Origin of the sequence: Chitinophaga sp. 180180018-3, from assembly GCF_037893185.1 — a bacterium.
Taxonomy (GTDB): domain Bacteria; phylum Bacteroidota; class Bacteroidia; order Chitinophagales; family Chitinophagaceae; genus Chitinophaga.
The window spans coordinates 5,740,496-5,756,408 of record NZ_CP140772.1 but is presented as its reverse complement, the minus strand read 5'-3'; the positions used below and the strand labels follow the sequence as shown (position 1 = coordinate 5,756,408).

Sequence of the window (15,913 nt, the reverse complement as noted above, 5' to 3'; positions counted from 1 at the left end):
ATCCAACCGTGTTGGTACATGAAACAATATTATATCGCACATAGCCGTCTGCTCACGCATATCCTGTTTTGGGTGGGATATCTGCTGGTATACACTGGGGTACACTCCGACGGAGAAGATGGTATGTTGCATTATTTCGAGATAGAAGTAGCGGGGTTGCCAGGAGCCATGCTGGTGGCTTACATCAATATGTATATGCTGTTTCCCCGTTTCTTTGTAAAAGAAAAGTACCTGCAATATATAGCCAGCGCGGTACTATTGCTGTTCGTTGCTTCACTGATGAACCGGATGTTGAGCGAATGGGTAATGGAACCTTTACTGATGCCGGATACCACGCATGTAGATCCCATTTTTGTATGGTATATGTTGCTGAAAGGCATGCTGTGGTTCCTCAGCCCTGTACTGTTGCTGACACTGGTGATCTGTATTTTGCGAAACTGGTTTATACAACAACAATTACAACAGGAGTTGACGAAGGAGAAACTGGGAGCAGAGTTGAATTATCTGAAAGGGCAGGTGCATCCACATTTCCTGTTTAATACACTGAATAATTTATATGCGCTAACGCTGAAAGCCTCTCCCTCAGCGCCGGTGGTAGTGCTAAAGTTATCGGAGCTGATGAGCTACATGCTCTATGATGCCCGTTCTTCCAGTATTTCACTGGAGAAAGAAATAACGCATATACGAAATTATATTCAGTTGGAGCAATTGCGGTATGGCGAGCGATTGGAAGTGTCATTAAATATTTCGGGAGATGTGATGCATCAGCAGGTGCCTCCCTTGTTGTTGATACCATTTATAGAGAATGCGTTTAAGCATGGTGTAAGCAATGAAACCGACGAAGTGTGGGTGACGATCGATATCAAGGTAAAGAATGGCTGGCTGGGGGTAAAGGTAGAAAACAGTTTTAGTGGCCACCAGCCCCGCCTGGAGGAAGGCCGTAGTGGTATTGGCTGGAATAATGTGAGCAGAAGATTGGCATTGTTGTATCCGGGTTCGCATGAACTAATGCGCAGGGAAGAACCGGATCGCTATATTGTAGATTTAAAATTGAAACTGGACGGCGCCCCCGTTTTAATAAATACCCTACATCAACATGAATAAGATACAATGCCTGATCGTTGATGACGAACCATTAGCTGCCGAAGTACTGCAAACTTACATCGGGCTGGTGGATCATTTGTCGCTGGCTGGCATTTGCCACAACGCCCTGGAAGCAATGGTTTTCCTGCAGCAGCATAAAGTGGATCTCCTGTTCCTGGATATCAGGATGCCCAGGCTTTCAGGCATCGACTTCCTGAAAGCGCTTCCACGGCGTCCGGCGGTGGTATTCACTACGGCTTACCGCGACTATGCAGTGGAAGGCTTTGATCTGAATGTGCTGGACTATCTTGTTAAACCCATACCATTCGAACGCTTTCTGGCGGCTATAGGCAAGTATCATGCACAACAGGGAATTGCGGCCCCGCTTGCATCATTGTCAATACCACCCGCATCTCCATCTCCCGGTGATAATTTCATTTACCTGAAAGCCGACAAAAAGATGATCAAAGTATTTCATCATGAAATACTCTATATAGAAAGCCTGAAAGACTACGTCAAGGTAAAAACCATTACACAGGACATCATCACTTATCAACGCATCACCTATCTCGAAGAAAAATTACCTGACGAAAAATTCCTCCGTATTCATCGTTCCTATATCATTGCGATCGACAAGATTAAGGCCTTCACCGCCTCTCTGATAGAAGTAGGCGGTGAAGAACTTCCGGTAGGGAGGTTGTATAAAGAAGAAGTGATGAAGAGAATTACGAATTAGGAATGCTCTCTTAGAGATCCACCGGTATAAGAATCAACGGCGTAGGCAGGCAGGATGCGCCCGGCGGAGAATACGTAATATGTATTTTCTGCACTTCCCCATTGGCGGAAGGAGTGAATACCTGTATCAGCACAGCCTCTGGTGCTTTGGTGGTAACAAGCTGGTTATTGGGCAGCTGAATAACGCCTTCTTTGAATTTGCCACCGCTGACGATCATGGTGTTGGCCATACCGCCGCACCACTGGCTGTTATCGCCGCGCGGGTTCCAGGTAACGAGCGCTAAGGCTTTGCCATTGCTGCTCTTCCAGGAAAGCTCGATGTTGTACAGGATACCGTAGTTACCATCCAGGCTTTTCAATTCACCCGTGGTGGCTTCCCTGCCAATTACCCAGGGATCCTTTTCTCCGTCGGCAACAAGGATTTGCGTCATACCCTGTTTGGTGTCGAGTGTGTCTTTTACGATGATGCGATAGTTGCTGATACCGTAAGTGCCCCTTCCGGCGCCGGCGTATTGTTTGGTCGCGAGCGCAGTTTTGGTTCTGGCTGCCGCCACGGTAGCAGGCGTTTTCATATCCGTTTGCACTATGCTGACTTCTCCGGGTTGGTCGATCACAAATTCGTAGAAACCATGTACCAGCTCATCATATTTCACCACTGCTTTATCCTGTTTGGGATCCAGGCAGATGGAGGCGCCGGGCTTTACTTCGCGGGCTACCGTTTCCGGTTTGGACAGGAAGAAGTCGGCCAGTCCCTGTTTGCCTGCGAAGAAATAATTAGTAGTAGGCTGCTGCGACGAGTATTTCAGCATCCGGATATGCATTGGCTGGCTCCCGGTATTCCGGATAACAGCTGCAATTTTGCGTTCCATTTTTGCCGGCTCCTGCACGCCGTTTACGTTGTACAAATACAGTCTCACGGAACCCGGTTCCACCGGTTCACGCAAAGCAACCCCCTCTGGTACACGGATGTACTCAGGATCGTCTGATATAATGAACTGCGGACCAGGAAGCACAATTTTCTGATAAGCGAGGGCCGGTAGCTGTTCACTGAGCAGGCCGGGTACCTGCATGGTATGACCCTGTGGCGTTGTTCTTATGACGTTGTTCAAAGCAGGAGTGAGTTCCTGGGCTTGCACCCAACCTGCACTGATAGCGATGCAGCCTGATAACAGCACTGCTTTCGGAATCGGGATGTTTAACATGCGGGAATTTGTTGCGATGAATAGTTAATATTATTATTGATCGAAACAAACTTAATAAAAATATTTATAAATAAACATCCGTTTGTGTAATTATTTATTAAAAGCCAGCAAATTACGGCGTGCAATCAGGCAGCCGCCTATAATACCAGCCTTTTCCTGCAGTTTCGACATCCGCAGCTGTGTATCGTTATTTACAAGGCTGAGAGAGTATTTGTTGAGGGCACTTCGTATCGGCAGCCTGATGTAATCGCCCGTTTCAGCGAGTATACCGCCGATGATCACCAGCTCGGGGTTGAATAGATTGATGAGCACAGAGATGCCCCGGCCTATCTTTTCTCCCAGTTCAGCAATCAGTTCTATACAAAGCACATCCTCATTCAGCGTGGCTTGTATAATATCAGCCACACGCAGGTTTTCCGGCAGCTTCTTATTTTTCAGCAGCCCGGAAGTATGGCCCTGTGCAATCCTTTCCTGGAACATCCGCACCAGTGCCTGTCCGGATGCTTCCGTTTCCAGACAGCCCTTCTTCCCGCAATGGCAGATCAATTCGTTGGAGAAAATCGGAATATGCCCGAACTCCCCGCTGAAGCCGGATTTACCACGGTATATCTTTCCATCGAGCATAATGCCCAGGCCAATACCGTAGTCCAGGTTCAGATACAATACATTCTTTTCATCATGCACGTTGCCATGATTGAACTCCCCATAGGCCATAGCCCGTGAATCATTCTCCACAAAGGTTTTGATACCGATTGCATCTTCCACCACCTGACTGAGCGGCTCTTCATTGAAGTGAAAATAACTGTAGCTGTAGCCTTTTTCGCTGTTGATGCGGCCGGATAGGTTCAGGCAAACTGCGAAGATCTTCTTTCTGTCGACCGGCACATTATTAATAAAATGCTGAATGATTCCCATCAGCTCACGAAACGACTCCTGCGTGTTCGCCAGCGTGTACGGCACATGCATCTCAGAGGTGACCAGCTCTTTCTTGAAGTTCAGCAGACCCAGGTTCACATGGAAATTCTTGATATCTACCCCCACAAAAAAACCAGATTCCGCTACCAGTCCATACATGCTGGCCCTGCGCCCTCCTTTGGAATCATCCTTTCCATATTCCTTCACAATACGGTCTGCTATCAGTTCATTCACCAGGCTGGTGGTTTTGGGTACACTGATATTCAACGCCGCCGCCAGATCCGTAATAGTGCTGTTGCCCGACTGGTCAAGATGATCTATGATAGACCTTTTTAGGGATTTGTTTTTATAAGCCACACCGGCTAGGGTTTCTTCTGAAAAGATTTCAAATATGCTTTCCTGGGTTGTCATGCAATAAGAGTGAAATTTTTATTAAAAGTAAGGTTTTAATAATAAAGTTAATCAAGTTGTCTTGAAACCTACTTTATTAATAAAAATATTTACGAAGTCTTTGTTTATTATTAAAATAATAATAATTTGGTCTTCATAAATAAAATAATTTAAAAATAATGCAATCACGGGTAGAAGATCAGCTAAAAGTACAGGAACAGATGTCGACCGGACTTAATACCAGTCATTATGCGGCTTTATATAAAGATGAACTGCTGGATAATGTCCTTCCCTTCTGGGTTAATTTCAGCAAAGATGAAAAGCATGGAGGGTTCTATACCTGCCTGAACAGAGACGGGAGTGTATTTGATACCGACAAATTCATGTGGCTGCAGGGGCGGGAAGTATGGTGCTTCAGCCATGTATTCCATCACATTGCTCCCCGCCAGCAATGGCTGGATATGGCCCTGCACGGCGCCGCCTTTATGGAGAAATATGGCCGCGATGAAAACGGCAACTGGTATTTTTCGCTGAATGAAAAGGGCCAGCCGCTGGTGCAGGCCTATAATATATTCAGCGACTGCTTCGCCGCCATGGGGTTTGCTGCACTCGACAAAATCGCTCCCAGCGATCGTTTCAAGGAAATCGCACTCACTACTTTCGAGCGGATTCTTAGTCGCCAGCATAACTGGAAAGGCGTCTACAGCAAAGCCTATCCCGGTACCCGGAACCTGAAAGGATTCAGCCTGCCCATGATACTGTGCAACCTTTCCATGGAAATGGAGCACCTGCTGGGCGCCGAAAAAGTGACTGCTTTTATCCCTACCGTTATCCATGAAGTCATGGATGTATTTTATCAACCCGATAAAAAGCTCATCGTTGAAAATGTTTGCGCCGATGGCAGTTTCTCCAACAGCTTCGACGGCCGCCTCGTGAATCCGGGCCACGGCATCGAAGCCATGTGGTTTATCATGGACCTCGCACGACGGCTGAAAGATCCGGACCTGTTACGCAAAGCCTGCGATATCATGCTCGACACCCTGGAATATGGCTGGGATAAGGAATATGGCGGCATCTTCTATTTCAGGGATATCCTGGGGCTTCCTCCGCAGCAGCTGGAATGGGACCAGAAACTGTGGTGGGTACACGTGGAAGCATTGGTAGCATTGGCTAAAGGCTATATGTTCACGGGCGACAAACGCTGCGCCGAATGGTTTAAAAAAGTACATGACTATACCTGGTCGCATTTCCGCGACGATCAACATGGCGAATGGTTTGGTTACCTGAACCGCCAGGGGGAAGTATTGCTTCCGCTCAAAGGTGGTAAATGGAAAGGCTGTTTCCATGTACCCCGCGCCCTATACCAGGTATACGCCACTTTTGAAGGCAGCCAGACCTGATACATTTTATCACTTTCTTAAATGCTTTTATTGTTCCTGTAAATCAAAAGTTATGAGTAAACCAAATCTAAAAGTGCTTATGTGGCGCTGTCTTATGCTGATGATATGTATGATCATCCAGCTGCTGCCGGCTGCTGCCCAGCAGAAAACAGTCAGAGGTACTGTTAAGGATGAAAAGGGGAACCCGCTCCCGGGCGCCACCATCCTCGTAAAGGGAACGCAGAAAGGCATGGTAACTACTGTTGATGGTACCTTCAGCATCGCGGCCGGCGATGCACCGGTCACCTTGCAGGTATCCATGACCGGATTTACTACCCTTACCATAAACGCTGCTCCCGGCGATCCCGTTATTGCTGTATTAAAAGAGAATCTGAAAGACCTGAACGAAGTAATGGTAGTGGGTTATGGTACCCAGAAGAAAGCCTCCCTTACCGGCAGTGTCACGCAGATCTCAGCGGCGGAACTGAAGAAAACGCCAGCGATGAACCTCACCAATATGCTCGCCGGGCGACTGCCAGGCCTCGTGGCCACGCAAACTTCCGGTCGCCCCGGATTTGATGATGCCTCGCTGCTCATCAGAGGACAAAGTACCTTCAACAGCAACGCGCCGATGGTAATCGTGGATGGAGTACAACGTTCTTTCGGCAGCCTCGATCCTTCAGAGGTAGAAAGCATCTCCCTGCTGAAAGATGCCGCTGCGGCAGCTACCTACGGCGTACAGGGCGCCAACGGCGTTATCCTCGTAACTACTAAAAGAGGTAAAACCGGAAAGCCCGTCGTGTCCTACGACGGAGAAGTTACCCGCACCGCTTTCACCCGCTTTCCCAAATTTCTCAACGGACCCGATTATATGTACTGGTTCCGGAAAGGAGAACAGATGGATAACGATTATCTGACCGCCACCGGCGGTGATCCGGTGCCTTATACCTACACCGAACAACAGATAGCTGCCCTGCGTAACGGTACCAATAAAGATCCTTTCCTCGGTAACACCGACTGGACCGGCATGCTCACCGGCCGTAAAACGATGGCGCAGCATCACAGCGTCAGCGTTCGCGGTGGTACAGAAAAGATCCGTTATTTTTCCAACGCCAGCTATCTGAATCAGGAAGGTGTTGTAAAAGGATCGGATTACAAAAGATATAACGTAAGAACCAATATCGATGCTGAAATCAGTAAAGTATTTTCTGTAGCATTTGATATCGGCGCGCGGCAGGAAACCCGCAACAGCACCGGCATAGCAGCCGATGACGGAGAGTATATGAATCCTTTCTATCAGGCGGTAAGAGCGCTGCCTAATATCCCCGCTTTTGTTGATGGCACGCCAACGGCTACACGCTCTAACTCAGGCGTGGTAAATCCGATGGCCGTGATCGACAACTCCGGCTGGCAACGTTATGTAACCAGCACCTTCCAGGGCGCGCTGACGTTTACTGCACACGTGCCTTATGTAAAGGGCCTGGACCTGAAGCTGATGACCGCCTACGATAAATCGTTCCAGGAATTCAAAAGCTGGACCGAACCCTATACCCTGATGGTGCGGGAACAAAGCAATGCCGGCTGGTACTGGAATCCTTCGCTGCCACCGGGAATCAATATCAATACTGTTCGCCAGTCGCAGGCAAACAATGTGCGCCAGACCTTTCAGCCAAGTATCAACTACACCACCAATATCGGTGAACACAGTATCAAAGCACTGGCGTTGTACGAATACTCACAATACGATAACAACGGCTTTTCCGCAGGAGGTGGTAATCTGCCGCTAACGGAGCTCAAAGAAATTGATTTCCGCGATCAGGATAATAAATACTTCATTCAACCCACCGGCAACAGCGGCACCACTGCCCGTGCGGGCCTGGTGACCAGGTTGAATTATGCTTATAAAAACCGCTACTTACTGGAATTGGTATCACGTTACGACGGATCGTTGTATTTCCCGGTAAACAACCGCTGGGGCTTCTTTCCGGCTGTTTCCGCAGGCTGGGTGCTCAGCGATGAAAAGTTTTTCAGTGGGTTGAAAGATAAGATCGACTTCCTTAAATTAAGGGCCTCTTACGGAAAAACAGGTAACGACAGGGGAAATGCCAACTATTTATACCTGCAAACTTTTAAGCTGACAGATAACCCGATCATGGTGATCGGCGACAAAGCAGCATCTGCTATTTATTCTTACAATATTCCCAATACGGGGCTTACCTGGGAAAATGCCTACACCACTAACGTTGGGGTAGATGCTACTTTCTTCCACGGCGGGCTCACCATCGCTGCAGATTATTTCTACAAACTCACTAAAGATATCCTGGATGTACAGGGAGGGCTTTTCCCTCCATCCATGGGAGGCTATTATCCTACCGTAGTAAACAGGGGAATGGCGGATGTAAGGGGTATCGACCTGCAGATCAGTCACCGTAAATCAGTGAATAAAAAACTGGATTATGGCATCACCGGTAACCTGAACTGGTCGCGTAATAAGATATTGCAAAAGAACGACCCCGACGGCCTGCCCGCCTGGCAAAGAAGTCCGGGGCATAGTATCGGGGAAAAGAAAGGCTTCATTTCCGAAGGATTATTCCAGAACTGGGATGAAGTGAACAACTGGCCTTCTTCTCCCAGTGGTGGTGCGGCTCCCGGCTTTATTAAGTATAAGGATATTAATGGAGATGGAAAGATCACAACGGATGATATCACTTACATAGGGCGAAGCAACATTCCTCAGTTAATGTATGGTTTGAGCCTGGAACTGCGTTATGGCATCTTCGATTTCTCTGCGCTGATACAAGGCGCCGCACTGGTGGATGTATCGCTCGGCGGAGAATATGAAGGCTCTTCCGGTGTATGGGGCGTGAACGACAATACGCCTTTTACCCGTCCGTTCTACGGTGGCGGTAATAGTCCTTATTACCTCGTTGAACAGGCGTGGACGCCGGATAATCCTAATGCGCGTTATCCCCGCCTGACGGCCGACAGGGCAGGTTTTCCCAATCACAACGGCTGGGCTAACTCACAGTGGATAAGGAATGGCGCCTATGTGCGTTTGAAATCTGCGCAAATAGGAGTGAATCTGCCTCCCTTACTCCTCAAACGCCTGAATGTGGAAAAATGCCGTTTCTATCTGGCTGGCTCCAACCTTTTTACACTGGATCATCTGAAATACATGGATCCGGAAATGCCGAATGCCAACAACGGTTTTTATCCGCAACAACAAATGATGTCGTTTGGTGCCAATATTACTTTCTAACCGGAAATGCAATTACTTATGACAAGATTATTTGCTTCTATAAAATGGCCTTTACTGATATGCCTGTCGATTGCCGGAATACAGGGCTGTAAGCTGGATGGAATGCCCGGCGACCGGTATACAGATGCCGCTATCTGGAAAAATGCCGCCAATGTAGATTTGTATATCTACGGCATGTATAATGAGTTCAAAACATTTTCCTTCGGCGAATTTCCCATTGGATACAGCAATGCAACGGACGCCTTTACGGATATTGAAAAATATACTTCCAATACCGTAGGTAATGGAACAGTGAACAAAATAGCCTATAACCCCGGGCAGGTGAGTGCTGCATCACCGGCTGTTTCTTACTGGAATGCTGGCTATGAGCGGATCCGCCGGGTGAATGAGTTTCTCAACGGCCTGCAGCAATACGCCAAAGTAACGGACGAGCAGAAAGTGCAGTATGAGGCAGAAGCGCGTTTCATACGAGGGTATGTTTATTTCTGGCTGGCACGCATCAATGGAAGTGTGATCCTGCTGGACAAACTCACTACAGAAAAGAACAATGCCCGTGCCAGTGAAGATGAGGTGTGGAATTTCATTGCAAAGGATCTCAGCTTTGCTGCGGAACATTTGCCGAAACAATGGCCGGCTGCCCAAAAAGGCCGCGCAACCAAGGGAGCGGCCTATGGCCTGTTAGCACGGTCATGGCTATACGCTGCTTCCGTTGCAGATTATGATAACAAGCAGTTTAACAAAGACGCACTTACCGGCGTACCTGCTGCTAAGAAAACGGAATACTATCAGCACGCTGCAGATGCCGCTGCAGCAGTGATTGCACTGGCCAATGAAGGAATATATGCCTTGGAAGATGACTACGCAAAGGTATTCACCAACCCTGCAAGCAAAGAAGCAGTTTTCGCCGTTTATTACCAGCGTACTACCGTTACCCATCAGTTTGATTTTTATTTCTGTCCACCTGCAGATGTAGACGGGGGCGGCGCCACCGGTGTACCTACCGCTGAACTGGTGAATGAATACGAGATGGCCGACGGACGTAAGTTCTCCTGGTCAGAAACAGCCATGGCAGCTAATCCGTATGATGGCCGGGAGCCCCGTTTCTACGCATCCATCCTTTATAATGGCGCCTCCTGGAAAGGCCGTACCCTGAACACTACACCGGATAATGAAAAAGAAGGCTACATCGATTTTAAAGTAGCCTCCGATCCCCGCAAAACAGTAACCGGTTACTACCTCCGCAAAATGCTGGATGAAACCAATACCAGCATACTGGTGCTGAACAGCGTGCAACCCTGGATGGAAATGCGTTACGCCGAAGTATTATTGATCCATGCGGAAGCGCTTACAAAACTGAACCGCCTCGACGAAGCGAAAACGTCTCTCAATAAAGTGAGAACCCGGGTGCATTTACCCGGAACCGCAGCGGTTACAGCAGATGCACTGATGGCGGCTATTGAGCATGAACGTAAAGTAGAACTGGCTTTCGAAGGACATCGGTACTGGGATCTGCGGCGCTGGCGCAAAGCACATATTGTATTGAATAATGTGCGCTTCCATGGACATAAGGTAACGGCTAACGGCAGCGGTTTCAGTTACACGGAAGTAGACTGCGACAAAGAAAACCGCTACTTCCCCACATCTTTCTACTACATGCCTATTCCCCAGGAAGAACTGGTGAATAATACCGCTATGAAGCAGATCCAGGGCTGGTAACAGCTGATGCATAACAATAAATGATAAGTACATGCGAAATATATTTAAAGCACTTGTAATCATCATCGGAACAGGAACCGCACTTAGTTCCTGCCATAAGCAGGAACCGGTGTTTCCGAAGAACGACAATAACCTGCAGGATATATGGGTAGCGCTGCCAGGTGTAAAGGATGTGAGCTTCAACCCGGTTTACAGCCCGGCAAAAGACACCGCCTATATCGATGTTCCTTACTTCTACCCTGAAGAGTCGGATAACGAAACGGATATCACTAAACTGATCCTTCGCGCTAACGTGCCGCTGGATGCGGTGGTGACCCCTGCACTGGGTGTTCAGATGGATCTGTCGAAACCGGTGAAGCTGGAAATCAAGGGTGGTACAGGTCTTAAAAGATCGGTAGTAGTGGTAGCAAACAAAGTAGGCGATCTTGGTATAAAAGCCGCTACCATGACTTATACACAGGATGGCGCTGATACAGAAGTAGAGGGTGTTGCAAAAGATAATGACCTCATCTTTTACGTATTGCCCGGAACAGATCTCAGCAAAGCAAAAGTAACTGTTCAGGTAAACAGCCATTCTACGGTGTCGGTAGCACCGGGTACTATGGTGAACCTCAACGCAGCCGTACCCTTTACCGTAAAGGGAGTGGATGGTGTGGTAAAACAGTACACCATGAAAGCGATGCCGCCGGTGAAGAAGCTCTACGGTATTGGTCGTACGCGTAAGCTGTTCATCAAGTTGGGCGCTGCTGCCGGCGGTGGCGGGATTTCTACTAATTATACCGAAACCAGCATGGCAGTAAGTGGCAACTATCTGGTGATTGTCAGCAATACCAACCCATCCAGGTTACGCCTGTTCAATCGCATCACTGGTAATTATGTATCTGATATGCCGTTGCCGGCAAATGATTACTATTCCTTCCAGATGCAGAACGACAGCACCGGCGCATTGCTCGGCGCTACCTTCGCTGCTTCTGGCGATAAGTTCCGCCTCTATAAATGGAATAGCGCCACTGATCCTGCACCGGAAAAATTGCTGGAGTTTACCAACAACGTAGCTCCGGGCGGACTGGGCAGAAGAGTAAGGATCTATGGGGATCTGAATAAAGATGCCGTAGTATATGCCACTGCTTCGCTGTCGTTCAATATCTACAAATGGCGTATCCACAACGGAAAAGTAGTGAATGCCTCCAATGTGCCGGATATCAGTGCTGCACCGGTAGTAGCTGCTTATCAGTCTGGCAGCGGCGACAGCTGGGGCTATCTGGCGGATGCTTCCCCTACTGCAGTATCTTTTTCCGGTAGTTACTTCCTCAACTACGGTGGCGAGGTAGCGTTGGTAAACGGCGCCACCAATGCCCGCACTACTGCATTCGGTACCGATGCAACCGGCTACATCTTCCATGCACCAGGCGTATACTTCCAGTTCAATGGCGCCAGCTATTATGGTTTCCTGAAATATACTTCCTGGAGCCTGAATGGAGGAAACATCTCGTTGTTTGATGTAACGGATCCATCGGCTATCAGTATGTCGTCTGCTAATCCTGGTTATGCTGCCTTCAATGTATTCAACTCAGAAGAAATCAATGGCGCGGCGGATAACGGCAATGGTACCGGCGATATGTGTGTGAGCTTCTCGGACGACAGAACCAGTGCTTACATCTATATGCTGCTTACCAACGTTGGATTTGTAGGGTACGAACTGACCATCTATCAATAATGTGAACAGGCATGCAACATAGCTTGCATGCCTTTAATACCACCGTCATGAAAAATTTATCCGTAATATCTGCTCTCTTACTCTTACTGGCAATTGGCTGTAAGAAAAAGAATGATGTAGCGCCACCGGTAGATACCGGTGGGGAAGGTACCGATACGCTGCTGCCTGGCGGCAAAAAAGAAGCGATCGTGTGGATCGATCTGAACGCTAATGTATTCGGCACTTATGGCCGTTTTAATGATACCGCTGCCATCCGCAAAACAATCGATACGTTGCAGTCGGTCGGTATCACTTCGCTGGTGGTGGATGTGAAAGAATCGTCGGGCCATACTGTCTTCCAAAGCGCCTATACCAGCAAGGTGGGCAGCCACAATGGGAAAACGCTGCCACCGGGAGTGGATTATCTCGACTTCATGCTGAAAACAGCCAAAGCCCGCAACATGAAAGTATATGCTTCCGTGATGACATTCGTGGAAGGAGACCTGGATACACAAACCGGCGCCGTATTCGAGGACGCAACGTTTAAGAATAAGTATCAGTCGGTAGTCTGCGATGTGACAGGCAAGCGCGTTCCCATCACAACTACCGGTCGCCCTGGTTTCGTGAATCCCGCCTATCCCGAAGTGCAGGACCGTATCATCAATATCCTGAAAGAGATCGTTACCAAATATCCGGTAGATGGTGTTATACTGGACTATGCCCGTTACGCGAACATAGATGCTGATTTCTCGGACTATAGTAAAACACAGTTCGTGCAGTACCTGAAATCGACCTTCAATGATCCGAGTGCCAATTATATGATGTTCCCGGGAGATGTGGTATCGTTGTGGAAAAGCGAAAACGGGCAAACTGTGCCGGCTGTTACCGGCAAGTATTATAAACGCTGGCTGGCGTACCGGATGAGCGTGATCTACAACTTTGTAAAAAAGGCACATGCTGCCATAAAGGCTGCAAGGGCCGATGCTTTGTTTGGCGCCTACGTAGGTGGCTGGTATGGTGATTATTACCCGGTAGGCGTGAACTGGGCCAGCAATCAGTATGATCCGTTCAATGATCAGCGCCTGCGCATGGATTGGGCTTATCCGCAAACAAAAGACTATGGCTATGCCGACGAGTTGGGCATACTCATGACAGGTAATTACTATTCCCAGATTATGCTGGCTGATAATCCGGCCACAGCAGGATTAACGTATCACTGGTGGAGCCTGGAGGGTTCGTTGAATGGTGGCCGTTATGTTACTAAAGGCAGGGTGCCGCTGGTGGGCGGTATTGACGCGGGGAATACCGACTGGAATAATAAAACAGATATCCGCAAGGCGATTAAGCTGATTCTTTCCAAAACTTCCGGTGTGATGATATTTGACCTGGTACATATCTACGCGCCACAATACAACAAGCTGCAGCAGCCATTATGGGACGAAGTGAAAGCGGGGTTGGCGCAATAAGGAATTAAGGGGGAACGCAATGAATCAACGTAATCACAGTCTGGATGCCCTGAGAGGCCTCGCCATTTTCGGAATGATATTAGCCGGCAGTATTGCTTTCGGCATATTGCCGGCATGGATGTACCATGCGCAGGAGCCGCCTCCTGCGCATGAATTCAATCCTGCGTTACCGGGTATCAGCTGGGTGGATCTGGTGTTTCCTTTCTTTCTGTTTAGCATGGGAGCCGCCATTCCGCTGTCGTTGAAAAAGAAAATAGCTGCAGGCAGCAACTTTCCGGTCATTATGCTGGCGGCAGCCAAACGCTTTGTATTGCTGGTGTTCTTTGCCCTGTTTTCCCGGCAGATGACGGCAGCAGGGCTGCATCAACAGCCGCGGAGCATAGACTACGGGTTATCGTTGCTGGCATTTGTGTTGCTATTTCTCCAGTTCTTTCAGCCACCTGCAGGTAATATTATCTGGCGTGTGCTGAAAGCAGGGGCATGGCTGCTGGCGGGTACGCTCATTTGTACGTTGCCTTTTGAAAGCGGTAAAGGATTTTCTCTATACAACAGCGATATCATTATTCTCATACTGGCGAATGTTTCGTTTGCAGGTACCTTGTGGTGGTATGTTACAAGGCAGCATCCGTTATGGCGCATGGCGTTGTTGCCTTTACTGGCTGGTATTTATCTCAGTGGTACACAGCCGGGTAACTGGTGCTATGAATTATTGCATTGGTCGCCCGTACCCTGGTTGTATAACAGTACCTATTTAAAGTATCTTTTTATTTTGTTGCCCGGAACGCTTGCGGGCGACTGGATGCTGGAATACAGTACCAGAGGCCCGCTTCAGGCAACGCGCCCGTTATATGGCCTGGGTTGCTGTGCTGCCCTGGTGCTGATCGCAAATGTGTGTCTGCTGTTCAGCCGGCATACTACCATCAATTTTTTTGTGACAGTGGCGGGTCTGATAAGCTGTTTTATTATCTTACAAAAAAATACACAACAGGTACCCCGTTTATTACTGCTTTTCCTGCAGTCCGGTACTTATCTTGTGCTGTTGGGACTATGCTTTGAAGCCTTTGAAGGGGGAATAAAGAAAGATCCTGCCACGTTTAGCTACTACTTTGTTTCGGCGGGTTTGGCATTCCTTGTACTAATCATTTTTTATGCCCTGCAACATAGCTATGCCGGCAGGGGTATCATCCATTATCTGTCGCTCGCCGGCCGGAATCCCATGGTAGCCTATGTTGGCGGCAACCTGTTATTGCTGCCGCTGCTATACCTGACAGGCACTATGTCCGTCTTTGAAGCGATGGCTCATCAGCCCTGGAGCGGCGTGTTAAGGGGATTTTTATTTACAGGGATGGTGTCCGGCCTGGCGGCCTGGATGGCCGCCAGACAATGGTACTGGAAAACTTAAATGTATATGCGAAAGAAATTACTGATATTGTATTGTACGCTACTGGCCGCAGGACAACTGCAGGCACAGGATTCTACCTATCACAATTACCTGTACGACAGCCGTACAGCATATTTCCGCCAGCTGCCGGTGGCGCGTAAACCAATTGTTTTTTTTGGAGACAGTATTACGCAGTGGGGCGACTGGTGTGAGTTCTTCGGGAAGGCTAACATCCTGAACCGCGGCATTGCCGGCGACAATACCAATGGGTTGCTCGCCAGAGTGGATGAAGTGACGCGGCATCAGCCAAAGCAATTATTCATTCTTGTTGGCACTAACGACATCAATAAAAAAATGCCGGCCGACGCGATCGTACATAATTACCGGCGCATCATTGACGCCGTAAAAAAGGCATCTCCTGCAACAAAGATATATGTACAAAGCGTGCTGCCCATCAACAACGATCTGATAGGCAGGCAATACTATAACGGCACCAACGAACAAATCCAGTTCCTCAATGAAGGGCTGCATCAGCTGGCAGCCGATATGAAAGTCACTTACCTCGATATCTATCACCAGCTGTTGGATAACTCCGGTCAGCTGGAAGCAGGATATACTTACGACGGGTTGCATTTATCGGGTAAAGGATATTTGAGATGGGTGAAAGCTTTAACTCCTAATTTTTAATTCG

General features: G+C 48.4%; 11 protein-coding genes. 9 read left to right on the top strand and 2 right to left on the bottom strand.

What is annotated here, in order from left to right:
* Positions 1-18 precede the first annotated feature (18 nt).
* Complete coding sequence (locus UNH61_RS22390) at positions 19-1,104, top strand: histidine kinase (protein ID WP_326994237.1); 1,086 nt, start codon at positions 19-21, stop codon at positions 1,102-1,104.
* Positions 1,097-1,819 carry a LytTR family DNA-binding domain-containing protein gene (locus UNH61_RS22385; RefSeq protein ID WP_326994236.1) on the top strand — a complete coding sequence of 241 codons (723 nt, stop codon included), beginning with the start codon at positions 1,097-1,099 and terminating at the stop codon, positions 1,817-1,819. The genes UNH61_RS22390 and UNH61_RS22385 overlap by 8 nt, the downstream gene beginning before the upstream one ends.
* A 10-nt stretch (positions 1,820-1,829) precedes the next feature.
* Here UNH61_RS22385 and UNH61_RS22380 read toward each other — a convergent pair whose 3' ends face one another.
* Positions 1,830-3,020: a copper amine oxidase gene (locus UNH61_RS22380; protein ID WP_326994235.1), complete on the bottom strand. Its 1,191-nt coding sequence runs from the start codon at positions 3,018-3,020 to the stop codon at positions 1,830-1,832.
* Positions 3,021-3,110: 90 nt separating this feature from the next.
* Positions 3,111-4,346 (bottom strand): ROK family transcriptional regulator, encoded by a 1,236-nt coding sequence (locus tag UNH61_RS22375; protein WP_326994234.1) that lies wholly within the window; start codon positions 4,344-4,346, stop codon positions 3,111-3,113.
* A 158-nt stretch (positions 4,347-4,504) separates the two neighbouring features.
* On the opposite strand from UNH61_RS22375, the gene UNH61_RS22370 reads away from it, so the two are divergent.
* From UNH61_RS22370 to UNH61_RS22340, 7 genes are read left to right on the top strand one after another with little or no spacing between them, the layout of a single operon-like run.
* Complete coding sequence (locus tag UNH61_RS22370) at positions 4,505-5,725, top strand: AGE family epimerase/isomerase (protein ID WP_326994233.1); 1,221 nt, start codon at positions 4,505-4,507, stop codon at positions 5,723-5,725.
* A 52-nt stretch (positions 5,726-5,777) separates the two neighbouring features.
* On the top strand, positions 5,778-8,963 hold the full coding sequence (locus UNH61_RS22365) for a TonB-dependent receptor (protein ID WP_326994232.1): 3,186 nt from the start codon (positions 5,778-5,780) through the stop codon (positions 8,961-8,963).
* An 18-nt stretch (positions 8,964-8,981) separates the two neighbouring features.
* Entirely contained in the window at positions 8,982-10,679 is a 1,698-nt protein-coding gene (locus UNH61_RS22360) for a RagB/SusD family nutrient uptake outer membrane protein (RefSeq protein ID WP_326994231.1), read from the top strand.
* Between the two features lie 31 nt (positions 10,680-10,710).
* Complete coding sequence (locus UNH61_RS22355; RefSeq protein ID WP_326994230.1) at positions 10,711-12,396, top strand: DUF5018 domain-containing protein; 1,686 nt, start codon at positions 10,711-10,713, stop codon at positions 12,394-12,396.
* 47 nt (positions 12,397-12,443) lie between these two features.
* Complete coding sequence (locus UNH61_RS22350) at positions 12,444-13,841, top strand: family 10 glycosylhydrolase (protein ID WP_326994229.1); 1,398 nt, start codon at positions 12,444-12,446, stop codon at positions 13,839-13,841.
* Between the two features lie 19 nt (positions 13,842-13,860).
* Positions 13,861-15,243 carry a DUF5009 domain-containing protein gene (locus tag UNH61_RS22345; protein ID WP_326994228.1) on the top strand — a complete coding sequence of 461 codons (1,383 nt, stop codon included), beginning with the start codon at positions 13,861-13,863 and terminating at the stop codon, positions 15,241-15,243.
* A 6-nt stretch (positions 15,244-15,249) separates the two neighbouring features.
* A complete protein-coding gene (locus UNH61_RS22340; RefSeq protein ID WP_326994227.1) occupies positions 15,250-15,909 on the top strand; it encodes a GDSL-type esterase/lipase family protein in 660 nt (219 codons plus the stop codon).
* Positions 15,910-15,913: the final 4 nt, after the last annotated feature.